The sequence below is a fragment of the Streptomyces sp. Ag109_O5-10 genome, from assembly GCF_900105755.1.
In the GTDB taxonomy this organism is placed as follows: Bacteria; Actinomycetota; Actinomycetes; order Streptomycetales; family Streptomycetaceae; genus Streptomyces.
Map to the genome: position 1 here is coordinate 4,471,728 of NZ_FNTQ01000001.1, position 24,439 is coordinate 4,496,166.

Consider the following 24,439-nt stretch of genomic DNA (forward strand, 5'->3'; position numbering starts at 1 on the left):
GCCGATCAACCGCGCACGCGTGTGCCTCGACGCACCCCCACTGGCCTCGGCCACGCTGCCATGTCGTCGACCAGAGCAGGCCGCGCCTGCAGAAGCGTGGCCGTGAGACCTTGGGTGACGACCTCTTCGTCCCGAATAAGGTCAGGGCGAGATCCGAACCTGACCCCCATAACATTTGCGCAGGTCAGCGGCTTGGGGTCACGTCCGCTGGAGTGGTGTATCGCCGGCCACTCGGTGATCTCGTTTTGAGGCTATGCGGTGAGTTCGGTCGGGAGGACGGTCTCGTCGGTTTCTGACTCGATCGGGTGGAGCCGGGCCTTGGCCAGCAGGTCGAGTCCCATGTAGCGGCGGGCCTCGGTCCATTCGTCGTTCTGCTCGGCCAGCACGGCGCCGACCAGGCGGATCAGCGCGGTGCGGTCGGGGAAGATGCCGACGACGTCGGTGCGACGTCGGATCTCCTTGTTCAGCCGTTCCTGTGGGTTGTTCGACCAGATCTGCCGCCAGATCTCGCGTGGGAAGGCGGTGAAGGCCAGCAGGTCGTGCTGAGCGGCGTCCAAGTGGGCTGCTGCCTTGGGGAACTTGGCTTCCAGGGCATCCAGAACGTGCCGCATCTGGGCCTGGACAGCGTCGGTGTCGGGTTGTTCGAAGACGGTCCGCAGCAGGGTGGCCACCCACGGCTGAGCGGACTTCGGGACCTGGCTCAGCAAATTTCGGGCGTAATGCGTGCGGCACCGCTGCCAGGATGCGCCGGGCAGGACCGCGCCGATCGCGTTCACCAGGCCGGTGTGCGCGTCGGAGACGACCAGCTGGACACCGGACAGGCCGCGGGCGGTCAGGGAGCGCAGGAAGGCGAGCCAGCCCGCACCGTCCTCGGCCGTGGCGACGTCGATGCCGAGGATCTCGCGGTGTCCGTCGGCGTTGACGCCGACTGCGATCAGAGCGTGGACGTTGATGATGCGGCCGCCCTCGCGGACCTTCTGGGTCAGCGCGTCCACCCAGACGAACGTGTAGGGCCCGGCATCGAGCGGCCGGTTGCGGAACGCGGTGACCTGATCGTCCAGATGCTTGGCCATCGCGCTGACCTGGGACTTCGACAGCTGGGTGACGCCGAGGGACTCGGCGAGCTTCTCGACGCGGCGGGTGGACACACCGAGCAGGTAGGCGGTGGCGACCACCGAGACGAGGGCCTGCTCGGCCCGCCGGCGGCGTTCCAGGAGCCAGTGCGGGAAGTAACTGCCCTGCCGCAGCTTGGGGACGGCGAGTTCGACGGTCCCTGCGCGGGTGTCCCACTCGCGCGGGCGATAACCGTTGCGGTGATTGACGCGTTCCTCGCTGACCTGCCCGTATTCGGCATTGCAGAGGGCATCGGCCTCCGCGGACATGAGCGCGTCGGCGAACGTCTTGACCATCGCGCGCAGCAGATCGGGACTCGCCGCGGCGAGGTTGTCCTCGGCGAGAGCGTGCAGGGGCAGACTGTCTGGTGCGGTCATCGTGCTGATCTCCTTCGAGCCTAGACATCTCGAAGATCAGCCGGTGGCCGTTCTCATATCCGGACCCTCACTCCGACGCCGGGACAAACACCCGGATCAGGTGGGAACCGGTACACCACTTCCAGAGACGCAACCCGGCTTGGCATCACTCGGTGTCGCAGGGGCTCCGGGATGCCTGCGGCCGCTCAGGTATCGGTGGGGGCAGACGCGAGACGTACGGGCGATACGTTGCCCACACGCCTCGCCGCCCCCGACCGGACTGATCAAGAAGACGGTAAGGATTACGCACCACGTGCGCCCCTCCCTACAACCTTCCGTCTCGGCAGGTCGTCCAATTCGCGCCTGGTGCTGATCACTGTGCCAGGGTCTTTTCTGTCCCATCTGGGGGATGCCATGAGTTCTGTCTCCGTCGGGCGTGTGCTGCGTCGCGGAGCCTGTGCCGGAGCTGTGGGGGCTTTGGTCGTAGCCGGTCTGGGGAGTGGGGTCGCCTTCGCCGACGACCAGCCGCAGACCGATAACCTGTGGATCCAGGCGCCGTACGAGCAGTCGGTCACCGTCGCTCCGGACGGCGGTGCGGCGGAGTATCGGTCGCTGGCGCTCGGCCTCTATCACGACAATGACAACTTCACCGTGACCGACGGGCGGCTGACCGTTGACATCTCCGGGCTCGCCGGGGTCGCCGAGGTGGCCTGGCCCGACAACTGCACGCCGAACGACGCCGGCACCGTCGCGGTGTGCGTCACCGGGGACGTTCCGACCCGCTGGAGCGCGCAGGTGCAGCTGAAGGTGCGGGCCGCCGCCGGCGCCGCCGTGGGAGCGCAGGGTGCGATCGAGTACTCCGCCGAGGCCACCGGCGGACCCGACGGCACGCTCGTCGCCCCGGAGGGCTCCGCGGAGACCTTCGTCACCGTCGGCTCCGGCCCGGACCTCGGCATCAGCGCCCCGCAGGACGTCACCGACGTCGCGCCCGGCACCAGCCTCACCGTGCCGTTCACCGTCACCAACACCGGCAACGAGACCGCCCACGGCTTCAGCGTGAAGATGTGGGCGACGTACGGCCTCGACGTCGTCACCCGCTACCCGCAGTGCACCTACACCGGGCCGGACGACAGCGGCGAGTACACGCCCATGACGTACGTGACCTGCTCCTTCGACACGGACGTCGCGCCCGGCGCGACCGTGGAGCTGCCGGAGCCACTGCGGCTCGCCGTCACCGACCACGCCCTGTACGAACGGTTCGACTACGAGGTCCAGCCCGGCGGCGACGCCACCGACCTCGACGGCTCGGACAACGGCCGCTCCTGGCACATCACCGCCGACAACACCGCGGACTTCGCCGTGCGCGGCACCGAGGTGAGCGGCGCGGCCGGCGACACCGTCACCGCCGCCTTCCGCTTCGTCAACCGCGGCCCGGCCTGGGTCGGCAACGTCAGCTCCGGCGACCCGGTCGCCGTGATCGACTACTACCTCCCGGAGGGCACCACCGCCACGTCCGTGCCCGACACCTGCCGCAACGCCTGGACGTCCGGCGACGACCCGGCCATCGGCCACTACGCCTGCACCCTGCCGATGTGGGCCAAGCCGGACCTGAAGGTCAGCTTCCCGTTCCAGCTGCGCATCGACCGCGTCGTCCCCGACGCGACGGGCCGCGTCGTCGTCCACCCCCACTCCGACGCGTCCTCCACCTTCGACCCGAACAGCAAGAACAACTCGGCCAAGGTGGTCGTCAACCCGTCCGCCTGACAGCGGTGAGGGGAGCGGGGGCCTGCGCAGTTTCTCCCTGAACGCCCCGGACGACAAATCAGGCCCGGTGCTGATCTCAGCACCGGGCCTGATTGGGTATTTCTCTGTCGGGGTGGCGGGTTTGAACCCACGGCCTCTTCGTCCCGAAGCAACTTGGGCGAGGCCCCTGCCTGACACTGGTGCACTCTCACCTGCGGTGATGGTCCGCAGACGGTCGCGTGCGTCCGCCGCCGTTCGTCAGCGTTGTCACGCAGTCAGACACGCACTCAGCGGACGTGGCACGAGCTTCAGTCTCCCGCGAACCACAGATAACTTGCCGGGGTGGCCGCGCACTCTTCCAGCATCGTGGCGAGGTCGTCCAGCGCGGCGAGCTGACGTTCATCGCCGCATCTCTGCCGTAGGCCGTGGATCTCCCGGGGCGGCTGCGGCCTCCTGCTCGTTCATCAACGTGTCCCCGTACGGATCGACGGCAGTGTGCCTCCCCGGTACTCCACGGAACTGGAGCGAGCCAAGCGCATCGGCCAGCGCGTCGCCGTGCCCATAGGAACTCCGGCCCGCAAGGCGGCGACACCCTGCCCCCGCCCTGGGCCACCGCCGAACTCCTCACCGACGCCATCCAAGTCGCCGCCTCCAAGGTCCGCGTCGACGGACCGACCCTCGACGGCCGTACCCACACCTTCACCTTCGGCCGCCAACTCGACGTCCGCACCATCCGATCCGCCGACTTCAACGACGGCCAGGAACTCACCGAACGGGCCGTAGCGGCCTACATCGCCAAGTACGCCACCAAGGGCGCCGAGACAGCCACGGGAGCTCTCGACCGGCCGCTGAAGTTTGCCGCCGAACTCGCCCAGCTCGACATCAGCGAGCACGCCCGCCGCCTCATCCGAACCGCCTGGACCCTCGGCGCCCGCAAAGACCTCGAACACCTCCGCCTCCGCGCCTGGGCCCACATGCTCGGCTTCCGCGGCCACTTCTCCACCAAGTCCCGGCGCTACTCCACCACCCTGGGCGCCCTCCGTGACGCCCGCGCCGAATGGCGCCGTGCACAAGCTGCGGCAGGTGCCCTTCGCGCGTGCACAGAAACTGCTGGCGCGTAATTGTCAGTGGCCGACCTTAGTGTGCCCGCGTGACGACATTTCGATCCGGCTTCACGCTCTGGAAACTCGTCCAGACGGCACGGGAACTGACTGAGGATGCGCGCGTCCGGGAGCGCGTCGATGCGGTGCTGCACATCATGGGCGGCTTCGGTGGGACGTACGGCAAGGGCAGGCCGCTGGTGAACGCCTTGGAGGACGTGGCCCACGAGGCCGTCCTCCAGGGCGACTTCGCATTCGCCCAGCGCTTTCAGCGCTTCGCCGCCTATGCCGGAGGCGAACTGTTCCTTGACATCCTTGAGAACTACTACGACGACGAAGCCCGACAGCGCAGCGAGACACACATGCGCAGGATGGCCGCACTGGGTGCGGACAGGGCGGTCGCCGCCCTTGACGTCCTGTGCCGCGACAAGCCCGGCGCAAGCGCCGCCGACGCCCGTGACCTCTTTCGCGGCATAGCCCAGTCCGTCGACTACCTGGGCCTCGGGGACGGCGAGGGCGGTATCCGGCTCTCCACCAAGGAGGCGAGGCGACTCCAGGAATACGGACACATGGAGATGGTGCTCCGCAACCTGCCCCGGCCCGCCTCCGCCGAGGCCGCCCGGATGATGAGCGACGTCCTGGCCGATGTCGACGCCGGCATGCTGGCCCAGTTGCTCGAACTGCGGGCCAGGCAGGTCGGCCTGGCGGCCCTGCGTACCGCGGTGGAGGACCCGGACAGCTCCGAGAGTGCCCTCCATGGCTGTCTGAAGAACCAGGAATGGATCTTCGGCGGGGCCTACGTGGCCGAGCTGGCACGCCGGCAGTACACCCCGGACGCCATCCTCGACATCCCGCTCCTGCGCGGCGACGGTTCCCTGCACGTGGTGGAGCTCAAGCGCGCCAACATCAAGGACCTGGTTATACGACGCTCCGGCCACCTCATGTTGGGCGCCCCGGCGCACCGCGCGGTCTCCCAGGCGCAGAACTACCTCCGGGCCATGGACGAGAACCGCCCGAGCATCCTGGCCGAGCACGGAGTCGACACCCGCCGTGCGTCGGCGACGGTCGTGATCGGACACTCACGTTACGTGACCGGGGGCGTCACCTCCCAGGAGATCGCGGAGACGCTGCGAACCTACAACGCACACCAGGCGCGCATAGAAGTGATCACATACGAGACCCTGCTGGATTCAGTCTCCCGCATGCTGGCTCTGTCATCGGCACGGAAGGACGCAGACCCCGGCCCGGAAGAGGAGTCCGCCGCATGACCGACACACCCGCGATCGAACCGCTCCTGGCCCGCTTGTGCGGCGGTGAGATCACCGACAAGGACTACGTCGGATACTTCATGAACGAGTACGGAGAGGAACTCGTGTTCGCCCAGCGTCGGGGCGAGAAAACCGCCCGGCTCTGGCACAGCGACGCGGACTGGAAGATGTTCCTCGTCGGTGACCACTCGATTCGGCTCGACGGACCGATGGACGGGATGATCACCGTTGCGGACCTGATCATCAACCGCGAGGAGGCGACATGGCTGTCCTCCTGTCTCGCCGTTTCCCGCCATCTACGGCAGGGACGGACCTGACCACGCACGGTGCTGAGGCGTCAACGGACGGGCCTGGCTCAGCGCAGGCGGCCAGGCCCCTGCATATGAGCCCTGCTCTGCCCAGGATGTCCTCCACCCCGCCGTCCGTGACGTGGTCGCCCAGCGGCCAGGGTGGTCGTCGTCTGCAGGTACGGCATCGCCGGTACGTCGGCAAGCTTGGTCACGCTGCGCAAAACGGCGTGGGGACGTCAGCGTCGTAGCTACAGTCGCCATGGGGCCGACAATCGAAGCGGGCAGGAGGCCGCTTGGGTACTCCCTGGCGACCTGCCGCTCTGGTGCGGGCTCCTTCGCGGTCAAGTGCCCGACTTCGCAAGAGATTTGCATCCACCCACGACGAGATGCGGCGTGGGGCGGGTGCCCGGTGTTATCCGGGAACGGCGGGCTGAGGGCTCGGACCGTGCGAACCTCTCGGTCGGCTACCTCAAAGAGCAGGTCAACGCCGCGTTGCGATGCGGGCGGCTTGCCGCCTCAAAGAACTCGTGCCCTCCGCGTGCCCAATCGTCGACGGCGGGAGGCCCGCTAAACGCAGCGACGGCTCATCAATAAACAAGCCCCAGGCCACCGACCTGGGGCTTCAAGAAGAGCGGGTGACGAGAATCGAACTCGCGCTCTCAGCTTGGGAAGCTCAGGTTTTTGATCGCCAATTGATGCACTGACCTGCGGCGGAGCGGCGCCGAAAGTCGGGGCACACGCGTGGCCATTCCCCGCTGTTCCCCGTGATTCCCCGCACGATCTGGCACGCGTATGGCACGCGACTCACTACGGCTCTGGTGTCTTAAGGGCATCCTTGCCGATCAGCCCGTTGGCGAACTCGACTGCGAATCGGTGCGACTCGCCTGATACGTCTGCGGGTTCGTCGGCGTACCAGCGGAAGGTGCCCAGTTCTCGTTCGGCGGAGTTCAGCCAGTGGGACAGACGGTGAAGCTGCCCCTCGTTGAGTCTGATCGCGGCCTGGTGGACCCACGTCTCCTCTGGTCCGGCGTAGGTCTCCAGAGCCATGATGGCCGGCTCTACTTGGCCCGGATCAAAGACGGACTGGCAGAGGTCGCGGGTGTCAGGAGAGATCAGCGTACGCCGAGGATGCGGTGTCGAAGGCTGTGGAACAACGAAGAGTCGTCGTCGGCCACCGCACCCGGACTTTGATATGTGACCTCTTCGTCCCGAAGTGATGTCTGTCACTTGCGCTGATGGTCCGCTGACGTCCGCGATTGTTCGCGGTTAATGCAGGTCCGGGTACCAGCTGAGGTACTCGTCCACGAAAACGTGTCCATCAGGCGTCGTGCGGACATACCGCAGGACCATATCCACCGGCTCCCGGTTCACCTGTACCTGGAACAGCTGAAGCGTGGTGCCGGAACTCGGGAACATCGTGAAAGTCGCCTGGTGCATCAAAGCAGCCATGGCCCCCGGAATTGTCCTTAGGATGCGCGAGTCGCTGAGGCCGAAGGATTGGGCCCTGTCACCCAGCTCCATGGCGATCCGCTTCACATCAGCGGGGGACGGCGATCGTTGGATCGCAGGTTTTCTGCTGCCTTGCTTGGCCGCCGAGTACACAGCCTCTGCCGCGGCACTGACCGCTTCCTTATGGCCGTCGCCGCCGCCGTCAGGTGTGGCAAGGGAGAAGGAGTCCGCGAACGTATGCAGTAGGCCAACCGGTAGCTCCTCACCGTCCAGTACACACTCTCTCGAGTATTGCAGGGCCCATCCCGGCGTTTGGTCATCAACGGTGACGGTGAAATGTCGCGGTGAAATAATGAGCTCCGGAGCCCCTGTACTAGCGTGATCCACCCGCACCTTAATGCTATTCCCCGACCAGTGCCCGGGTCGCCCCGGCGAACCGACCCAATCCTCCGTGGCCGTTTTCGTCATAAGTTTCAACGTCCGTGGACCGGTGGGAGATGCGCCAAAGAGCGGAGTCGACGCTACGGGAACCGAGCGGAGGTCGAGATCTAGCTCCATGCGTTCCCAGATGCCCGCGGTGCCGAAGATAAATACAGGCGCAAGCGGAATCCTGTAGATATCGGATATTTCGTCGACATTAGTAGGAACACCGTCTCGTCTAGTACCGCTGATGGCAAGTCGCAGATCGGAGGGTGGCGCAGAAGCGGTCGGCACGCCGAATGTGCTGCCGGCGGACCCTTCATCGGGGTCGCAGTCGGCTCTGACATCTGCCCCAGAGAGGGAGATTTTCTGATGCGTGACGCCGAAATACGGATTATCCCAATACAAATAAATCAGGCCAGGTATGGAACCGTCCGAGGTGTTGGTGATTCCGTATTTCACCCACCCTTCGGTCCCACTGACAATTGTGCCTGATTCACCTTGAAATCCGCGCTCTTCTCCTGCATTGATGCTGGCCGGAGGCTCCCAACCGGGCGTCCAGTCTCCAAAACATCGATGCTGTGAAATGAGATTCAGGTTATGGTCGGTGGTCTGGTTGCGAAGCACGTACCGATACACGCGAGCTGGAGACATGGCTATATTCCTATCCAGTAACCTCATGTCGGGCAGGGCGATTAACAATCGACGGAGGATCCCTCCCGCCTGCGATCCCGAGATCGGTTCTTTAGAAGGTGATCGATCGGTTTATTCGTCGCCTCAGCGAGGTGCGTTGAGAGCGTACCGCGACTTCCAATCACCCCGCGTTAACGGTCTGAGGTCGTCAGAGAGGTATAGGGCGATAGACTTTAAACGAGCCACTGACCAGGTGGCGCATCCAAAGCATTCGTTGGGTGACCGCCCTAATGCCATCATTTTGGTGGATAAGCCATGTTTCCCATGGGCCGGTATGGGAAAACATGCCGTTCCATATAATTGCTGTGTGTCGCCCGGTTGGGCCGACTCCCCATTCGTGAGTTGCACCACCATAGACCCACTGGAAATGGGCATATGCGAACTGGATGATATCGCCGTTTTGCCATGTCCCCCAATCCGTGTACGGGGGCTGCGTGATCTCGGTGCCCCAAACGTAATATGGGGGGTTGGAGAAGTTGCCTGGTCGAGCATGCGCAGCTTGCAATGCTGCGTTTACGAGGTCAGTGCACTCGCCGCCACCAACTTCCTGGCCCAGGCGAGAATTAGCGAAGTTTCGAACCGCATCCCCGGTCGGGTTGTGCGGATAATCGCTATGGCGGGTAGGTTCGGTCGAGCTGAACGTTCCTGGATCCGGCGTCCTTGTTTTCAGTGGTGATTTCAGTCCGGCGGACTCGGAGGATGCAAAATCCTCGGCTGGGCTGGAAGATACGATTTCGATCCTTCCTGAAGCCTTTACGTAGAGCATGGAAGGACCGTCATCGCCGGAGTTACTTCGGGATCGATGCAATATATCAGCCACATGGATCTCGTAGTAGACGTCAAAATCAAGGCGGGGGTACAAGCGTATTCTCTCGGAATGCTGAGACGGACCAACAAATCCAACTAGTGGAACTGTCCGCTCGAAAGAGTCCAGATCTTGATGCAGCTTGGAGACCATCAGGTCAGGTTCCGTGTCAATTTGGTGCTGGTTGGTGAGGTCGTGCGTTGTCATTTTGAGTCTCGCCTTTCAGGTCTACCCAACCCAGGCGTAGGTGGGCTTGCGCTGCGGCGGTATGCGTCCCGGGGTAGTGCCCTGGTGGAGGTGTAGGCACTTGCCGACTCGGAAATAATCTCCCGACGATGGCACGGTGATCACGTGCTGCATGCGTGGGCTTTCCGGTGAAAGAGGTTAGCTAAGAGACCCTCCTTTACGGTACATCGACGAATCCCCAGGTGCACCCGGGGAGGAAGCCATGGGTGCCGGGGTGGTTGGGAGCGGCTTCAGCCGTCTTCCCCACCCGCACCCACCCCAGCTCCCATCCCGTACGCCGTCGACCCACACACTGTGGAGCGGGCGTGGTTCATGGCGTCCAGGTGGAGCGCGCCACTGTACGAACGACCTGGACGCCATGGGCCGCGTCTGCTCGGCTCTGCCTGGGTCGATGGTGTACGGGGTGGGAGGCGCAGCATCCGCCACAATCGACCCGCGGCCGGCGACGGCGCCCCCTTCATCCCGGTGCTGGCCGATCCCCCGCCGGAGGCACTGTTCTGACCTTGGCCGCGCTATGCGGTGGTCGGCTCATGGCCACCGGCCCTATCCACATGTGGGCGCGCGTCGGCGCAGCGCGGGCGGAGCGGGCCGTAGGCAGGAGCGGCGCCCGCGGCGGAGCCGGTAGCGCGCCCGGCGGAGCGGAGCGCAGCCGGGGCTTGAACCAGTAGAGAAAGTTGTAACTCAGTCGGCACTTGGGGCGGTTGTGATGCTGCGGGACTGTGCTGCGGCTCGTCGTAGAGCGTCGGCTAGTTGGTCGGCGGCGTCGGCGGACATGAGGATCTCTTGGGTCCACAGGATCGAGAGCCTGATGTCGCCGTTGAGCAGGTTGGTGGCAACGTCGACTTCCGTGCCGTTGCCGGTGACGTCGTACACGGCAAGGTCTGGATCACTGCTGTAGGCGCTCATGCAGGCGAGCATGCCTGAGGCCCGGCTCCTGAGTGGGGCCGGGCTGTCAAGCATCAAGTGAACCTAGGCTCCCTTGACCTGGGGCTTGAAGGTGTATGCGCAGGGCGGGAGTTGTTCATCGTGCCGATGAGCCAGTGGCAGGAAGACCACCGGCCGGATCGTCCACGTGATGCGCGTGCTGGCCTGGGTGACGGACACCGTGCAGGGTTCTAAGCGCAGGAGGGCTCGTCGGGTTTCGGCGCGGCCGTCGTGGAGCCAGGCCCAGACCTCGTCTGAGGCGTCCGGGTCGAGTGCCGGTGAGATGGTGCGGAGCGCGATGGCGACCCATCTGTCTGCCTGGGGTGCGGAGTAGGCGTCGAAGGATGCCCGGAGTGCCGGCCACCGCATCCCGTCGGTGAGGTCCTCGGTCCAGCACTCGCACCAGAAGCCACGGCGGGGCTTGTCCATCAGCACGAGTGGCCTCCCCGCTGGGCGTTCACAAAGAGTTCCGCGGTGACCGTGTAGCCGCCGCCCGCGCCTTGGACGACGACCCTGTGTGCGAGGGCGCTGACCATGCCCAGGCCTCGGCCGTGCTCGGCGTCCTGGTCCTGGTACTCGACCTTCGGGGCATCGCCGCCTCCGTCGTCCGTCACCGACAGCGCGATCACCTGCGGTGCCACCGCCACGGCCAGGTGGAAGCTCCCGCGCTCCCCTCCGCTGCTCGTGTGAAGGAGTGCGTTAGTGCTCAGCTCGCTCACGATCAGGGCCGCGTCGTCCGCCAGGGGCGATCCGCGCAGGATGTCTCTCGTCCAGCGGCGAGCCCGGCTGACCTCTTCCGGAAATCCTGGGCAAGTCAGTCCCCAGACTCGGACTCGACTCGTATACTCGTGCATACAAGTTCCTTCATGCTGGTAGGCCGCCATGTGCAGCGGGTTCGGGCTAGACGAGTTTCACGCCGTCGTGGGCGCGGACAGCCGCCGGGGTCATCGCGTCGAGTGCGTCCAGGACGCGGATCGCGTATGCCTCGTCGGCCAGGTCGGTGACTTCTTCGCGGGTGGCCCAGCGCAGTGCACGGGTCTCGTCGCCGGTCGTGGGCGTGCCGTCGGCGGCCTCACAGCGGAAGACCAGGGAGACGATCAGGCCCGTCATGTTCTTGTAGACACCGGTCAGAGTCGCCGGAAGAGCGATCTTGATGCCGGTCTCTTCGAGGACCTCGCGTTGCAGGGCCTCGGGGATGGTCTCCTCACGTTCGAGGACACCGCCCGGCGGCTCCCACTTGCCGTTGTCACGGCGCTGGATCAGGAGGGCACGGCCCTGGGGGTCGACAATGACCCCGGCGACGCTCACAGAGTGCGGGCGTTCTGTGCTCACGTTCCTCGGCCCTCCCGGATGGCTAGGCTCTCCACCGTAGCAACTTCACTCGCCCACTCGTCTAGATACCTAAAGGAGTACACACAGTGAGCCCTCTTTCTTCGGGCCTCCTCGGTGATCTCGACCCCACGAGCGATCGTGCGGTCTTCCGGCAGATCGCCGACCAACTGCGCGAGGCCATCGACCGCGGGCGATTCCGCGAGGGTGAGAAACTGCCTTCCGAAGCGGAGCTGGTCGAGCACTACGGGGTCTCCCGGATGACCGTCCGCAACTCCTTCTCCATCCTCACCGGCGAGGGCCTGGTCCACGCCGAACACGGCAAGGGTGTCTTCGTCCGGCCCCGCCCGCCCGTGCGGCGCCTCGCCTCCGACCGGTTCGCTCGGCGCCATCGTGAGCAGGGGAAGTCCGCGTTCATCGTGGAGGCGGACGCGGCCGGCAGTCACCCGCAGGTCGACAGCCTTGAGGTCAAGGAAGAGAAGGCCAGTCAGGACGTCTCCACCCGGCTCGGCTCCGTACGGCGCGTGCTGGCCCGGCGGCGCCGGTATCTGCTGGACGGGCGACCCGTGGAGTTCGCGACCTCCTACCTCCCCCTCGACATCGCCCGCGGCACCCAGATCGCCGAACCCAACCCCGGCCCCGGCGGCATCTACGCCCGCCTCGAAGAACTGGGCCACCGCCTCGACCACTTCGAAGAGGAGATCCGCGCCCGGATGCCCTCCCCCTCCGAGGTCAAGACGCTCCACCTCGCGGCCGGCGTGCCCGTGATCCACCTCATCCGGACCGCCTTCGACACCGAGGGACGTGCTGTCGAAGTGTGCGACACGGTGATGGCGGCGGACGCCTACGTGCTGTCGTACCAGCTTCCTGCGACCTGATCGTCATGGTTTGCGGTGGTGCGCGGGGGACGCTTCCTCGACTCGTACACCCCGACACGCTTACTCGTATAGACGAGTGGGCAAGTTGTGTGGCAGGGTGATCGTCATGAGCCCGGGAGTTCGGGTTCGTGGATCGCTACATGTATAGACGAGTAGATAGGAGATATTCCGTGCGCACCATCCGTGTGGAGACCACCGCCGCCACGATCCTGCTGACGGAGGCCCCCGAGCCGAAGGTCCGCGACCGCCAGACCGGCGAGATCGCCAAGGACGCAGTGAGCGGGGAGGCGCTGATGACCATCGGCGTCGTCTACATCGAGGACGGGGAGTCCGCCCTGATCAAGGTCACCGTTCCCGAGGGCGGTGTCTCCGAAGGGCTCGTCCTCGGCTCGCCCGTCTCGCTGCCGGGACTCGTCGCCCGGCCGTGGGAGTCCGTGTTCAACGGCCAGCAGCGTCACGGCATCGCCTACCGCGCCGCCGCCGTCACCCCGGCCGCCTTCCCGGTCAGCGCCGGGACTGGGGCTGCTGCCTGATGTCCGACCTGACGACATTCCTGGAGGTGGGTGGTCCCCTCGCCGCGTTCGGCGGTGGGGCCGCCTACACCCGGGCCAAGCACCCGGCGGTCTACTGGTCCGTGGTCGGCGGCCCGATGTCCACGGTCCGCATGCTCAGCTCGTACGCCTCCGTCATGGAAGCCTGCGGCCTGACCGTGGCGCCCTCCCGGCTCAGGGTCCTCGCCGTCAAGGCCGCCACCCGGCGTGAGGTCCGACCGGTCCCGCCCCGCAGGGGCATCCTCCGTCCCACCTGGACCGGGTTACGCCTCCGCCTCCGCCTCGCCCCCGGGCAGGAACCTGCCGACGTCGCCGCCTCGGCCGAACGCCTGCGGCATGCCTGGGGAGTTCACGCCGTCTACGTGACCACCGTCAAACCGGGCGTCGTGGAACTACGGCTCGTCGGGTACGACGTCCTGCGCCGGGTCCGGATGCCTCGCAAGACCGGCGGCGGTTTCCTCAAGGTGCCGGTGGCGCTGCGCGAGGACGCCATGCCCTTCGTACGCGACTACCGCAGCGTTCCCCACCAACTCACCCTCGGCGCAACCCTTTCCGGCAAGTCCATGTACCTGCGCCACCTCATCTCCGGACTTGCCCGGCAAGAAGGCGTCGCGCTCGTCGGAATCGACTGCAAGCGCGGCGTCGAACTGGCTCCCTTCGCCGCCCGCCTTTCCGCCCTCGCCACCGACCCGGACGAAGCCGCTGAACTGCTGCCCGTGCTGGTGAAGGAAATGGAGGACCGATACGACCTGATCAAGGCCCGCCAGGGCATCGCCCCGGACACCCCCGACGAAGAGATCACCTCCGACATCTGGGGCCTTCCCGACGCCCAACGCCCCTCCCCCATCGTTCTGTTCATCGACGAGGTGGCGGAACTCTTCCTCACCGCGAGCCGCAGAGACGAAGACCGCCGCGACGAGATGGTCACCCAGCTCATCCGCCTCGCCCAGCTCGGCCGCGCGGCCGGCATCTACCTCGAAGTCTGCGGCCAGCGCTTCGGCGCCGAACTCGGCAAGGGCGCCACCATGCTCCGCGCCCAGCTCACCGGTCGTGTCTGCCACCGCGTCAACGACGAGGCCTCCGCCAAGATGGCCCTCGGCGACATCGCACCCGAAGCCGTCTACGCCGCCTGCTCCATCGCCCCCGAGACACCCGGCCTAGCGGTAGCGGGCGACACCTCCGGTGGCTGGTCCCGCATCCGCACGCCCTACCTCTCCATCGCCGATGCTGCGGCCATGTGCCAGGACTCGGCCGACCTGGTCCCCGACGTCTCTGCCCTCAAGCCCTTCCGGCCCGACGTCCCCGTACGACCGCTCACCACGCCGAGCCCCGTCGTGCAGCCGCACCCCGTCGCCGACTGACCCTCTCCCGGCCTCTTCGCGCCATGCCCCTACCCCTCCATGCCCGAAACCGGAAGGAGCCGCATCATGCGCGCCCAGCTGGCCCGCGTCGACGCGGTGCTCGTACAGGCGCTCATCGCCGCCGCGCTGTCCTTCGCTCACCTCCACGACGTCGCCTCGGCGGCCGGACAGGACGGATGGAAAGCCTGGGCCTACCCCGTCTCCGTCGACCTGCTGCTCGTCGCCGCCTGGCGCCGTCTGCGCACCGGCACCACGAAGGCCTCCGCCTGGTGCTGGTTCGTCATCGCCCTCGTCGCATCCCTCGGTGCGAACGTCGCCACCGCCGGCCTTCTCGACCTCGGCGACGTCCCCGCCTGGCTGCGCATCCTCGTCGCCGGATGGCCGGCCGTCGCCTTCCTCGGCGGCACCCTCCTCGCCCACACAACGCCCAGGGCACCCAACGCCATAGAGACCGCCGATGACGACCAGGAGGAAGAGCCCGAACCGACTCCGGAGACGCAGGCCGAAGAACGACCGTCCGCACTCCCAACCGTCCCGGTCCCGGCCGCCCTCGTCGCGCACGCCCGCAAGGTCGCCAGCGAGCACCACACCCGCACCGGCACTCCCATCGACACCCCGACCCTCCGCGCCCGCCTCGGCGTACCCGCCCCCATGGCCGAAGCCATCGCTGCCCAGCTCTGAAAGGAGAACCAGGACTCGTGACCGCCAACCGCCGCTTCCGCAACGTCACCCGCATCGGCCCCGTCCAGGTCGGCACCGCCTACGACGACCGGGGCCGCGAGAAGCACACCGCCGCCTGCTCCGCACCCCGCTGCGGCTTCTCCGCCGACTACGACAGCCGCGCCGCCGCCGAACTCGCCGCCCGCACCCACCGCTGCCCCGTCCGCTGAAAGGACCCCGCACCCCGTGACCCTCAACCTGCCACTCGTCGTCGTCCTCGGCTTTTTCGCCTGGGCGGCCATCAAGTACCTCGGCGTCCGCACCTGGATCGTCGTCCTGGTCGCCCTCTTCGGCTTCTGGCTCTCACACACCTTCCTCGCCCCCGCCATCGAATCCGGCACGCGCAGCGGCGTGACCGTCATTAACGGCTCACATGACTAGACGAGTAGATAAGGAGATGCCTGCCGTGTTCCTGCCGAAGTACCCAGACAACCCCACACCGCCGCCCGCACACACCTACACCCCCACCTCGACCGGCCCGGCGCCCGCGCGGCGCTCCGCGCTCCCGGCCGTTTCCGTCAGTACCGGCGCCGTCGTCGCCGTCATCACGGGCGGCGTGGTCCTCACCGCGCTGCTGACCGCCGTCGCCGTGTCGGCCGTCTCCGTGGCCGTCGCCGCCGTGGTCCTGCGCTCTTTGCTGCGCGAACACAACCGGCGCTGATCCCTCCGCCCGACCCCTGGGGCGGCCACGACACCGCCAAGCATCCGGCCGCCCCGGGGCCCGTCACTCCTGACCGAGCCAGCCAGAAGGAGCCAGCCATCTTCACCCGCACCACCCCGCCCCCGCTCCGCGAACTCACCAACCTCGCTTCCGGCGGCACCCTGCCCGGTATCCTCCGCCAACTCTCCGGCCTCGGCGGCTGTACCAACCCCATCCGCCTCGACGGCCACCGCACCGAGTACGACGTCGACACCACGACCGGTGAGATCGGCCGCATCCTCCAGCACCTCAACTCGACCGATCTGCCCGCCGGCCAACTCCTCGTCCGCTGCAACAACCGCCGCACCACCCGATGCGCGGCCTGCGCCGAGATCTACCGCCGCGACACCTTCCACCTGATCACGGCCGGGCTCCGGGGCGGCAAGGGCACCCCTGAGCAGGTCGCCGCGCACCCCCGCATCTTCGCCACCTTCACCGCGCCTGGCTTCGGCCTCGTCCACAACCGCCGCACCGACGGCCGCGCCTGCCGCTGCGGCACCCACCACGACCAGGACGACGACGCCCTCGGCACCCCGCTCGACCCCGACACCTACGACTACGAAGCGGCCGTGCTCTGGAACGCCCACGCAGGTGCGCTCTGGCGACGTTTCTCGATCTACCTCCACCGTGAGGTCGCCAAGCGCGCAGGCCTCTCACAGCGACGCCTACGCGACCACGCCCGCGTCTCCTTCGCCAAGGTCGCCGAATACCAGAAGCGCGGCGCCGTCCACTTCCACGCCGTCATCCGCCTCGACGGCCCGAACGGCGGCGACACCCCACCCCCGCCCTGGGCCACCGCCGAACTCCTCACCGACGCCATCCAGACCGCCGCCACCAAGGTCCGGGTCGACGGCCCGACCCTCGACGGCCGCACCCATGCCTTCACCTTCGGCCGCCAACTCGACGTCCGCACCATCCGATCCGCCGACTTCAACGACGGCCAGGAACTCACCGAACGGGCCGTCGCCGCCTACATCGCCAAGTACGCCACCAAGGGCGCCGAGACCGCCACGGGAGCGCTCGACCGGCCGCTGAAGTTCGCCGCCGAACTCGCCCAGCTCGACATCAGCGACCACGCCCGCCGCCTCATCCGAACCGCCTGGACACTCGGCGCCCGCAAGGATCTCGAACACCTCCGCCTGCGCGCCTGGGCCCACATGCTCGGCTTCCGCGGCCACTTCTCCACCAAATCCCGCCGCTACTCCACCACCCTCGGCGCCCTCCGCGACGCCCGCGCCGAATGGCGCCGAGCCCAAGCGGTAGCACCCGCCAACCCTCAGCCGGGCACGACATACGTCCTCGCGCACTGGGTCTTCGCCGGCACCGGCCTCAGCTCCGCCGAGACCTGGCTCGCCGCATCCCTCGCACCAGCCCCCGGAACGGAAGGAGAACCCACCGCATGACCGACCGCTACCTGTCCGTCGACCAGGTCGCCGAGCTGCTCGGCACGACCACCCGCTTCCCCCGGCGGCTGATCGAAGAACGGCGCATCCGGTACGTGAAGGTCGGTCGGCACGTACGCATCCCCCAGAGCGCGGTCGACGAGTTCATCCAGTCCCGCACCGTGGAGCCGTTGAGGCGTCCCCGCACCGGCTTCAGGAGGGCCGCCTGATGGCCAACAGCAAGGGCAGGCGCCGCCGCTTCGGCGCGATCAGACGGCTTCCTTCCGGTCGGTACCAGGCGCGCTATCCGGGCCCTGACGGCGTGATGCGTCCGGCTCCGATCACGTTCGAGACGACGGCGGACGCGGACGACTGGCTCGCCGAGAAACAGACGGAGATCCGCCGGGGCGAGTGGCGCGATCCCGAGGCAGGCGCGGTGAGCTTCCGGGCCTACGCAGACAAGTGGGTCGACGAACGGGAGATCGCGCCTCTGACCCGCGACCTGTACCGCTATCTCCTCGACAAGCACCTGTTCGCCTTCACTGAGTCGGACTTGGACGAGATCACGGCTCCCCGCGTGCGTGAGTGGCGGGCCGATCGGCTGCGAACCGCCAACGCCAAGACGATGACCGCCAAGGCGTACCGGCTGCTCAAGGCCATCATGGAGACGGCAGTGGACGACGAGTTGATCTCTCGCAACCCGTGCCGGATCAAGGGCGCCGGTAAGGAGAAGGCGGCTGAGCGGCGCATCGCTACCGTCGCCCAGGTCGACGCACTCGCCAACGCCGTGGGGATGCGATGGCGGCTCATGGTCTACCTCGGTGCGTACGGTCCGATGCGTCCGGAAGAGCTGGCCGGCCTCCGCCGCCGGGACGTCGACCTCGACAACCTCCGCGTCCGCGTCCGCCTCGCCGAGCCGGAGCGGATGAACGGGCGGCGGGTACAGGGCGACACCAAGTCCGAGGCCGGAACCCGGACTGTGATTCTTCCCGCGTTCCTCCACCGGGAGCTCCGCTGGCATCTGGAGAGCTACGCCGAGCAGGGGCCGGATGGGTTGCTGTTCGTGGGCGAGAAGGGTGCTCCATTCCGGCGCAGCACCTTCGGGCGGAGGTGGCGGAAGGCGCGGGAGATCGTCGGCATGCCCGAGGGCTTCCGGTTCTACGACCTCCGGCACACGGGGCACACGCTGTCCACGCGCTCCGGGGCCACGCTCAAGGACACGATGGTCCGGGCCGGACAGTCCTCCGAGAAGGCGGCGCTGATCTATCAGCACTCCGACGACGAGCGGCAGGAAGAGGTCGCCGCCGGGCTGGACGCTACGGTCCGTAAGGCACGGGCAGCCGCCGCGCAGAGGGCGCCCGACAAGCCTTCTGGCACGAATCTGGCACGCGACAACTGATCACCATGGACAGCAAAAAGGCCCGGGTCTGTGACCTGGGCCTTCTCCATGGAGCGGGTGACGAGAATCGAACTCGCGCTCTCAGCTTGGGAAGCTGATGTTCTACCATTAAACTACACCCGCGTAAGACGCCGACGGAGTCGGTGCCTGAACGCTCGCTCACTGTACCCCATGACGGACCCCCGGTGCTCAGGCCGTGGGGTTCGTGTGCGTTTCGGGGGATGGGGCGAGGGTGGGATACGGGTGCGGGCGACCGGAGTTGGGGCGTACGGTGGAGGTGTGGGAGAGGGGCCCGGCAGGCCGGAGTGCCGCCTGGAGAGCCGTCCCTTTGATCCCGTAATGTGGCTTTCCGTCGTCACGGCAGTAAGCCCGACGCGGCTCCTGGGGAAGGGACTCAAGGGACTTGATGGAACGCACCGTCGTCCGCTGTGCCGAAGGGCACGTGTTCAGCACCGCTTCGTTCCCGATGCAGCAGGCCGAGCGGCTCGGCCCTGGTCGGCTCGTGCGGTGTCCCAAGTGCGCCCGGCTGCGCAGCGTCGTGCCGGTCGCACTGGAGAAGCAGCAGTAGCGGAAGAAGATCAGAAACAGCAGTAGCACGGGCGCGCGGACTCCTCACGATTGTCGTGGGTCCGCGCGCCTTGCGTATCCTCGGGGCGTGCTTCTCTCAGACAAGGACATCCGGGCCGAGATCGACGCCGGGCGGGTACGGATCGATCCCTACGACGAAACCATGGTGCAGCCGTCGAGCATCGACGTCCGGCTGGACCGTATGTTCCGGGTGTTCGAGAACCACCGGTACCCGCACATCGACCCCTCCGTCGAGCAGGCGGACCTCACCAGGCTCGTGGAACCCGAGGGCGACGAGCCCTTCATCCTCCACCCCGGTGAGTTCGTGCTGGCCTCGACGTACGAGGTCATCACCCTGCCCGACGATCTCGCGTCCCGGCTGGAGGGCAAGTCCTCGCTCGGGCGGCTCGGGCTGGTCACCCACTCCACCGCCGGGTTCATCGACCCCGGCTTCAGCGGGCACGTGACCCTTGAGCTGTCCAATCTCGCGACCCTCCCCATCAAGCTGTGGCCGGGCATGAAGATCGGGCAGCTGTGCATGTTCCGGCTCTCCTCCCCCGCCGAGCACTCCTACGGCAGTGAGCGCTACGGCTCCCGCTACCAGGGACAGCGCGGGCCCACCGCGTCCCGCTCCTACCTCAATTTCCATCGGACGCAGGTGTGAGGGGCCGGTCATGAGCAGCGACAGTCCGGTGCGGGAGAACCTCACCTACGAGCAGTTCGGCGTCGCCGTGCGCGAGCTCGCGCAGACCATCGCCGACGACGGGTTCGAGCCCGACATAGTGCTCAGCATCGCGCGCGGCGGGGTCTTCGTCGCCGGCGGCCTCGCCTACGCCCTCGACTGCAAGAACCTGCACCTGGTGAACGTCGAGTTCTACACAGGTGTGGGGACGACGCTGGAAATGCCGGTCATGCTCGCGCCCGTCCCCAACGTGATCGACTTCAGTGACAAGAAGGTCCTGATCACGGACGACGTCGCCGACACCGGCAAGACACTGAAGCTGGTCCGCGACTTCTGCCTCGAGACGGTCGCCGAGGTACGGTCCGCGGTGATCTACGAGAAGTCCCACTCCCTCGTGAAGTGCGAGTACGTGTGGAAGCGGACCGATGACTGGATCAACTTCCCGTGGAGTGTCCTGCCTGTAGTACGTAAGTCAGGTGAGCCGGTCACCCCGTCTAAGGAGGCGCTCTGACCTGCTGAAGGTCGCGCGTGGCACACGGTGATCGCTCGGCAGCCTGTGGTGCCTGACAGGCCCCGACAGTTTGCGTGATCAGCACACTTGATCGCGGCCAGGGGACGAAGACGATCCGGACGGCCCAGAGACGGCCCCGGAACTCCGATCCAGGGCCATCACGCGAGGGCACCTTATCCGCGAGGGCTGGGGACTTGCTTCCAACCGTCGACCGACCTGGTGACGAACAGAACGCGATAGACCTCGCGTGTCCACACAGTGGCGCCCTCCCCGTAATCGGGGAGTTCCTGGAACGCTTCCTCCTTCGAGTCGAAGCTGTACTTCCGACCCTTCGCGTCCTTGATCATCCACTCTCTGCCGGTCAGCCCCGCTGCTCCCATGGCCACGATGCTCTGTCCTCCCCATTGGCGTGGCGAGATCGTAGCCGCTGTGGCCTCGGGGGCGGACGGCCGACCGGCGATTAGCTGTGTCCTCATCCTCATGAGGTCGATCGCGGGGACCGTCGACGTCGGTCAACCGGGCCTGCGCGTCGGCCGGCCGTCCACTGAGGTACGACGTCGGCCGCTGCTGTTCGTGCCCGCTGGTGTCAGCAGCTGACGTCAGCCGCCGCATGCAGCCTTGACCAGCGCCGCCATTCTCCGGCCCTGCCAGGGACTGCCCCGATAATCTACGGCGCCTCCTGCGACACTGCCGCGACAGTGACGCCAGTCATGAGGCAGGGGGGGAGGAACGGCGTGCTTCTCTACGGGGTGCTCGCACTGATCGCGGGTAGCGCTTCCATCGTGGTGGCCTGTGGCTGTCGCGGCGTGGACGTCTGGGTGTGGGACTGGTCAGACGTGACCTTTTCGCCGCGCTACAGGACGCGATGGGGGACGCCCTGGAAGAACCTTGAACGCATGAGGCTGCAGTTCGGGTTCGTAGGAGTCGTGTTGGTCCTGGTCGGACTGGTGACCATGACGCGCTAACGGGCCACCCTCTGCGCACGGCAACGCATCAGGCTCGCCACCGCGCCTGCTCGCACTTCCTCAACCCACCGCTCTCCCCAGCTCCCATCCCGTACGCCGTCTCCCCACACACCGTGGAGCGGACGTGGTTCAGGGCGCCCAGGTGGAGCGCGCCACTGTACGAACGAACCGGAGGCAGTGTTCCGACCGCGGCTCTCCCGTCCAGGTCTCGACTCGGGGCCGTAGCTCACTGCGGCCCCAGGATCCGGCCCACTGCGCCGTAGGCGTGTGGGGGCCCGGGCCATCATTGGGTCAAGTCAGCCTGGCCCGTGCTGCCTCCCGTGGTGAAGAGGGCCGGGCAGGTTCTCGACGCCTGAGCGTGGACGACGACACGGACGAGGGGCCCCGGCACGGATGCCGGGGCCCCTCGTTCGTGTGTGCGGTGCTAGAACGTGCCCAGCTTCACGATCGACAGCAGGGCGATCAGCTGGATCGCCGACGCGCCCAGGGCCTTCGGCCACGGCAGGTCGTGGGACTTGCCGACCATGAGGGTGAGCAGGACGCCCGCCGCGACCCAGGTGGCCCAGCCGAGGAGCTGGACGAAGCCGGCGTTGCCGCCGAAGAACACGGCGAAGAGCAGGCGGGGCGCATCGGTGATGGACATGATCAGCATGGAGAGGCCGACCGTCGGCTGCCAGGCTCCGTCGCCGCCGAGCTGGCGGGCCAGGGTGTGGGTCACCACGCCCAGGACGAAGGACGAGAGCACCATCGCGACGGCCGTCACGAGGACGATCGGGACCGCGTTGGTGAGGGTGGCGTTGATCGCGTCCGCGCGGGCGCCGTCGAAGCCGAAGACGGCGAGCAGGCCGTAGAGGAAGGTCACGATGAGGGCGGGACCCCACATCGCGTAGTCCCGCATCTGGAGGAAGGTCTGGTTCGGGGCGAGGACGATCCCCTTCAGCAGGTCCTTCCAGTGCAGGCGCGGGCCGATCGGGCCGGACGGCGCCGCCGAGCCCGCGTGGTAGGTCGCGCCCTGCGTGTAGCCCGCGGCCTCGTCGACGGAGAAGGCCTGGGTGCTGCCCGGGTGGTTCGCCGCGTACGGGTCGGGGGCGCCGGCGCCGTAGCCGTTGTCGTCGCCGAAGTACTCCGGGCCGTCGCCGCCGGGCTGCGTACGGCCGTGGTGGCCGCCGCGCGCCTGCGCCTGCGGCCAGCCGGACGCGCCGCCGTGCTGCGGGTACGGCTGCGGGGCCGACGGGTATCCGTACGACGGCCCCGGCTGCCCCCCGTAGCTCTGGGGCGGCGCCTGCTGCCCGTACGCGGGTTGTTGCGGTCGCGCTTGCGGGGCGCGGTCGTCCCGGCCGCCGCGTCCGTTCCTGAATCCAGCCACGTCTTCGAACGTACCTGGTCCCGGAGATCGGTGTGGCGGGCTCGGGCACCCGAGCCCGCCATTGCGGCAGAGCTGTGACATCCCCTAGGGGCAATGCCGTTGCTTTATGGGTCGGCGGGTTTGGGTCGTTTGATGCGCACTGCTCGGGTTCCGGTGCGGGTGGGCTGGGGCCAGGTGTGGTGTTCGGCCCGTTTGAGGCGGTAGTTGGACATCTTGCGTTTGACGACGCGAGGCTGGCTGCGCAGGCGTCTGTGCGGCAGGAGTCGTTCCAGCAGGTCATGCTGGAGCAGGACGAGCGCTCTCACCAGCAGGTCAGGGGGAAAAACTGCCCGGCGTGACGGTCACGCTGCGCCGGGCAGAGCGCAAGGTCTCAGTGAAGGAGACCTGGTCGGGATCCAGACTCCGGGTGGCGGCGGTTCTCACCATCAGCTCGCGTAGCGCGTGGTGGACCAGCAGATGTGCCCAGATCTGCTGCAGGACACCTTCTGGTGTTTTGCTGCTGATCACCACGCGGGCTCCGCGTTGATGCGTCTTGAGCTCGGCGAAAACGGCTTCCGCCTCCCAGCGCTCCTGATACAGCGCGGCCAGCTGGCGGGCGGGATGGCGGCGGGCATCGAGCAGGCTGGTCACCAGCCGGTAGTCCTCGCCCGCGTGGCCGGTGCCGTTCAGCTGGTAGGCCAGCACCCGCACCGTGACCGGGTCGGTGTGCGCGGGATCGGTGTGAGCGTGGATGCGGGAGAGCCAGGATCCGTCCCGCAGGATCCGGTCAACGGGCAGGACCCGGTTGGCCGGCACCCTCCATAACAGGTCGGCGCCGGTAGCGGTGAAGGCCCGCCACAACGGCACACCGAGGAACTCCCTGTCGGCCAGCACGAGTTGTCCCGGCCCGCAGGAGCGGGGCAGGCGGCTTACGAGGGTGACTTCCCCAGTGCGGCAGCCGGCCAGCTCGGCGTCCAGCACGAGGTGCGTGCCCACCTCGATCAAGCAGGCCATCCGTACTTGGGGAAAGGAACTCTTGTCGTGGCCGCGGCTGTTTCCGGGGCGGCCGAAGGCAGCCTCGTTGGCCGCGCTGTCGGCAACGTCCCAGCAGGTCCCGTCCACTGCCAGTAGCCGCAGCCCCCGCCAGAACGCCCCCGGAGTTCCCTCGGTGCCCATCGGTTTCGCGGTCGTGGTGAACAGGACCCGCAGCGGCTCGGGACCCAGCCGCTGACGGGCCCGGAACAGTGACGATTTCGCCGGAATGCGCCAGTCACCCAGCAGGCCCTGGCCACGCAGGCCCTCGACCAGATGCCTCATCACGTCCAGATACGGCGCCGGCGAGAACAGGGCCAGCCCGAGCACGAAATACACCATCAGCCGGGCCGGCAGCAGGCGCCTGCGCTGTTCCGCACGACCGCACGCGGCCACTGCACGATCCACCAGACCGGACGGGTACACCCAGGTCAGCAAACCCAAGCCTGATAACTCGCCGACATCCGCAGACACCCGAACCACCCCCGGGAACACTGCACAACAGCGTACGCCCACGAGCTAACGCAACGGCATTGCCCCTAGGGGGCCGGATCCGGGTCGGATCCCGGTCGGACCGGGGCCCGTCCGGGGTCGGGGGCGGGGTCGGAAT

Annotated in this window: 26 protein-coding genes, 1 tRNA gene and 1 pseudogene; 17 read left to right on the top strand and 11 right to left on the bottom strand. The window is 67.3% G+C overall.

The window, feature by feature from the left end; genetic code table 11:
* Positions 1–251: 251 nt before the first annotated feature.
* Positions 252–1,490 carry an IS256 family transposase gene (locus BLW82_RS20465; protein WP_093496986.1) on the bottom strand — a complete coding sequence of 413 codons (1,239 nt, stop codon included), beginning with the start codon at positions 1,488–1,490 and terminating at the stop codon, positions 252–254.
* 393 nt (positions 1,491–1,883) lie between these two features.
* On the opposite strand from BLW82_RS20465, the gene BLW82_RS20470 reads away from it, so the two are divergent.
* The 4 genes and pseudogenes from BLW82_RS20470 to BLW82_RS20485 all read left to right on the top strand — a co-directional run bounded on the left by BLW82_RS20470 (position 1,884) and on the right by BLW82_RS20485 (position 5,897).
* Complete coding sequence (locus BLW82_RS20470) at positions 1,884–3,233, top strand: COG1361 family protein (protein WP_177233015.1); 1,350 nt, start codon at positions 1,884–1,886, stop codon at positions 3,231–3,233.
* A gap of 542 nt (positions 3,234–3,775) precedes the next feature.
* Positions 3,776–4,294 (top strand): annotated as a pseudogene (locus tag BLW82_RS20475) (replication initiator); the annotation flags it as partial.
* Positions 4,295–4,362: 68 nt separating this feature from the next.
* The gene (locus BLW82_RS20480; protein WP_093500497.1) at positions 4,363–5,580 is read left to right on the top strand and encodes a Shedu anti-phage system protein SduA domain-containing protein; all 1,218 of its coding nucleotides are present in this window, start codon (positions 4,363–4,365) and stop codon (positions 5,578–5,580) included.
* Positions 5,577–5,897, top strand: coding sequence for a hypothetical protein (locus BLW82_RS20485; RefSeq protein ID WP_093500499.1), 321 nt, complete (start codon positions 5,577–5,579; stop codon positions 5,895–5,897). Before BLW82_RS20480 ends, BLW82_RS20485 begins: the two co-directional genes overlap by 4 nt.
* Positions 5,898–6,677: 780 nt before the next feature.
* Here the strand turns inward: BLW82_RS20485 and BLW82_RS20490 are convergent.
* The 7 genes from BLW82_RS20490 to BLW82_RS20515 form a co-directional block, all read right to left on the bottom strand.
* Positions 6,678–6,917 carry a hypothetical protein gene (locus BLW82_RS20490; RefSeq protein ID WP_093500501.1) on the bottom strand — a complete coding sequence of 80 codons (240 nt, stop codon included), beginning with the start codon at positions 6,915–6,917 and terminating at the stop codon, positions 6,678–6,680.
* Positions 6,918–7,136: 219 nt separating this feature from the next.
* The gene (locus BLW82_RS43970) at positions 7,137–8,393 is read right to left on the bottom strand and encodes a hypothetical protein (protein ID WP_143063696.1); all 1,257 of its coding nucleotides are present in this window, start codon (positions 8,391–8,393) and stop codon (positions 7,137–7,139) included.
* A gap of 187 nt (positions 8,394–8,580) precedes the next feature.
* Entirely contained in the window at positions 8,581–9,444 is an 864-nt protein-coding gene (locus tag BLW82_RS43975; protein WP_143063697.1) for a hypothetical protein, read from the bottom strand.
* 720 nt (positions 9,445–10,164) lie between these two features.
* On the bottom strand, positions 10,165–10,389 hold the full coding sequence (locus BLW82_RS20500; RefSeq protein WP_093508172.1) for a hypothetical protein: 225 nt from the start codon (positions 10,387–10,389) through the stop codon (positions 10,165–10,167).
* A 63-nt stretch (positions 10,390–10,452) separates the two neighbouring features.
* Positions 10,453–10,836, bottom strand: a complete 384-nt coding sequence (locus BLW82_RS20505; protein WP_177233302.1) for a hypothetical protein — start codon at positions 10,834–10,836, stop codon at positions 10,453–10,455.
* Entirely contained in the window at positions 10,836–11,261 is a 426-nt protein-coding gene (locus BLW82_RS20510; RefSeq protein ID WP_093500506.1) for an ATP-binding protein, read from the bottom strand. The genes BLW82_RS20505 and BLW82_RS20510 overlap by 1 nt, the downstream gene beginning before the upstream one ends.
* A 46-nt stretch (positions 11,262–11,307) precedes the next feature.
* Complete coding sequence (locus tag BLW82_RS20515) at positions 11,308–11,715, bottom strand: NUDIX hydrolase (RefSeq protein WP_093500508.1); 408 nt, start codon at positions 11,713–11,715, stop codon at positions 11,308–11,310.
* Between the two features lie 110 nt (positions 11,716–11,825).
* Here BLW82_RS20515 and BLW82_RS20520 point away from each other — a divergent pair, with 110 nt between their 5' ends.
* From BLW82_RS20520 to BLW82_RS20565, 10 genes are all read left to right on the top strand, one after another.
* Entirely contained in the window at positions 11,826–12,614 is a 789-nt protein-coding gene (locus tag BLW82_RS20520) for a GntR family transcriptional regulator (RefSeq protein WP_093500510.1), read from the top strand.
* A 170-nt stretch (positions 12,615–12,784) separates the two neighbouring features.
* Positions 12,785–13,147, top strand: coding sequence for an SCO3933 family regulatory protein (locus BLW82_RS20525; protein WP_093500512.1), 363 nt, complete (start codon positions 12,785–12,787; stop codon positions 13,145–13,147).
* On the top strand, positions 13,147–14,526 hold the full coding sequence (locus tag BLW82_RS20530) for an FtsK/SpoIIIE domain-containing protein (RefSeq protein ID WP_093500514.1): 1,380 nt from the start codon (positions 13,147–13,149) through the stop codon (positions 14,524–14,526). The genes BLW82_RS20525 and BLW82_RS20530 overlap by 1 nt, the downstream gene beginning before the upstream one ends.
* A 66-nt stretch (positions 14,527–14,592) precedes the next feature.
* Entirely contained in the window at positions 14,593–15,207 is a 615-nt protein-coding gene (locus BLW82_RS20535; protein ID WP_093500516.1) for a DUF2637 domain-containing protein, read from the top strand.
* Positions 15,208–15,224: 17 nt separating this feature from the next.
* Positions 15,225–15,416: a mobile element transfer protein gene (locus tag BLW82_RS20540; protein WP_093500518.1), complete on the top strand. Its 192-nt coding sequence runs from the start codon at positions 15,225–15,227 to the stop codon at positions 15,414–15,416.
* 16 nt (positions 15,417–15,432) lie between these two features.
* Positions 15,433–15,627: a hypothetical protein gene (locus BLW82_RS20545; protein WP_093500520.1), complete on the top strand. Its 195-nt coding sequence runs from the start codon at positions 15,433–15,435 to the stop codon at positions 15,625–15,627.
* A 25-nt stretch (positions 15,628–15,652) separates the two neighbouring features.
* Positions 15,653–15,907 carry a SpdD protein gene (locus BLW82_RS20550; RefSeq protein WP_093500522.1) on the top strand — a complete coding sequence of 85 codons (255 nt, stop codon included), beginning with the start codon at positions 15,653–15,655 and terminating at the stop codon, positions 15,905–15,907.
* Between the two features lie 161 nt (positions 15,908–16,068).
* On the top strand, positions 16,069–17,349 hold the full coding sequence (locus BLW82_RS20555; RefSeq protein WP_093500524.1) for a replication initiator: 1,281 nt from the start codon (positions 16,069–16,071) through the stop codon (positions 17,347–17,349).
* Positions 17,346–17,558 carry an excisionase family DNA-binding protein gene (locus BLW82_RS20560; protein WP_093500526.1) on the top strand — a complete coding sequence of 71 codons (213 nt, stop codon included), beginning with the start codon at positions 17,346–17,348 and terminating at the stop codon, positions 17,556–17,558. The genes BLW82_RS20555 and BLW82_RS20560 overlap by 4 nt, the downstream gene beginning before the upstream one ends.
* Complete coding sequence (locus BLW82_RS20565) at positions 17,558–18,727, top strand: tyrosine-type recombinase/integrase (protein WP_093500528.1); 1,170 nt, start codon at positions 17,558–17,560, stop codon at positions 18,725–18,727. The genes BLW82_RS20560 and BLW82_RS20565 overlap by 1 nt, the downstream gene beginning before the upstream one ends.
* A 49-nt stretch (positions 18,728–18,776) precedes the next feature.
* On the opposite strand, the gene BLW82_RS20570 is transcribed toward BLW82_RS20565, so the two are convergent.
* Positions 18,777–18,850: transfer RNA gene (locus BLW82_RS20570), tRNA-Gly, on the bottom strand.
* Between the two features lie 283 nt (positions 18,851–19,133).
* Here BLW82_RS20570 and BLW82_RS44510 point away from each other — a divergent pair.
* The 3 genes from BLW82_RS44510 to BLW82_RS20580 all read left to right on the top strand — a co-directional run bounded on the left by BLW82_RS44510 (position 19,134) and on the right by BLW82_RS20580 (position 20,487).
* Complete coding sequence (locus BLW82_RS44510) at positions 19,134–19,295, top strand: hypothetical protein (protein ID WP_177233016.1); 162 nt, start codon at positions 19,134–19,136, stop codon at positions 19,293–19,295.
* A gap of 87 nt (positions 19,296–19,382) precedes the next feature.
* A complete protein-coding gene (gene dcd / locus BLW82_RS20575; RefSeq protein ID WP_093500530.1) occupies positions 19,383–19,958 on the top strand; it encodes a dCTP deaminase in 576 nt (191 codons plus the stop codon).
* 10 nt (positions 19,959–19,968) lie between these two features.
* The gene (locus BLW82_RS20580; RefSeq protein ID WP_093500532.1) at positions 19,969–20,487 is read left to right on the top strand and encodes a phosphoribosyltransferase; all 519 of its coding nucleotides are present in this window, start codon (positions 19,969–19,971) and stop codon (positions 20,485–20,487) included.
* Positions 20,488–21,876: 1,389 nt separating this feature from the next.
* On the opposite strand, the gene BLW82_RS20595 is transcribed toward BLW82_RS20580, so the two are convergent.
* Together BLW82_RS20595 and BLW82_RS20600 are read right to left on the bottom strand one after the other, a co-directional pair.
* Positions 21,877–22,899 carry a YIP1 family protein gene (locus BLW82_RS20595; RefSeq protein ID WP_093500537.1) on the bottom strand — a complete coding sequence of 341 codons (1,023 nt, stop codon included), beginning with the start codon at positions 22,897–22,899 and terminating at the stop codon, positions 21,877–21,879.
* Positions 22,900–23,130: 231 nt separating this feature from the next.
* Entirely contained in the window at positions 23,131–24,303 is a 1,173-nt protein-coding gene (locus tag BLW82_RS20600) for an IS4 family transposase (protein ID WP_256215588.1), read from the bottom strand.
* Positions 24,304–24,439 lie beyond the last annotated feature (136 nt).

Coding starts and splice junctions, on each gene's coding strand:
- BLW82_RS20530 (WP_093500514.1), top strand. CDS start 13,147: ATGTCCGACCTGACGACATTCCTGGAGGTGGGTGGTCCCCTCGCCGCG.
- BLW82_RS20510 (WP_093500506.1), bottom strand. CDS start 11,261: ATGCACGAGTATACGAGTCGAGTCCGAGTCTGGGGACTGACTTGCCCA.
- BLW82_RS20580 (WP_093500532.1), top strand. CDS start 19,969: ATGAGCAGCGACAGTCCGGTGCGGGAGAACCTCACCTACGAGCAGTTC.
- BLW82_RS20470 (WP_177233015.1), top strand. CDS start 1,884: ATGAGTTCTGTCTCCGTCGGGCGTGTGCTGCGTCGCGGAGCCTGTGCC.
- BLW82_RS20485 (WP_093500499.1), top strand. CDS start 5,577: ATGACCGACACACCCGCGATCGAACCGCTCCTGGCCCGCTTGTGCGGC.
- BLW82_RS43975 (WP_143063697.1), bottom strand. CDS start 9,444: ATGACAACGCACGACCTCACCAACCAGCACCAAATTGACACGGAACCT.
- BLW82_RS20505 (WP_177233302.1), bottom strand. CDS start 10,836: ATGGACAAGCCCCGCCGTGGCTTCTGGTGCGAGTGCTGGACCGAGGAC.
- BLW82_RS20560 (WP_093500526.1), top strand. CDS start 17,346: ATGACCGACCGCTACCTGTCCGTCGACCAGGTCGCCGAGCTGCTCGGC.
- BLW82_RS20465 (WP_093496986.1), bottom strand. CDS start 1,490: ATGACCGCACCAGACAGTCTGCCCCTGCACGCTCTCGCCGAGGACAAC.
- BLW82_RS20595 (WP_093500537.1), bottom strand. CDS start 22,899: ATGTCACAGCTCTGCCGCAATGGCGGGCTCGGGTGCCCGAGCCCGCCA.
- BLW82_RS20565 (WP_093500528.1), top strand. CDS start 17,558: ATGGCCAACAGCAAGGGCAGGCGCCGCCGCTTCGGCGCGATCAGACGG.
- BLW82_RS20535 (WP_093500516.1), top strand. CDS start 14,593: ATGCGCGCCCAGCTGGCCCGCGTCGACGCGGTGCTCGTACAGGCGCTC.
- BLW82_RS20500 (WP_093508172.1), bottom strand. CDS start 10,389: ATGAGCGCCTACAGCAGTGATCCAGACCTTGCCGTGTACGACGTCACC.
- BLW82_RS20490 (WP_093500501.1), bottom strand. CDS start 6,917: ATGGCTCTGGAGACCTACGCCGGACCAGAGGAGACGTGGGTCCACCAG.
- BLW82_RS43970 (WP_143063696.1), bottom strand. CDS start 8,393: ATGTCTCCAGCTCGCGTGTATCGGTACGTGCTTCGCAACCAGACCACC.
- BLW82_RS44510 (WP_177233016.1), top strand. CDS start 19,134: ATGGAACGCACCGTCGTCCGCTGTGCCGAAGGGCACGTGTTCAGCACC.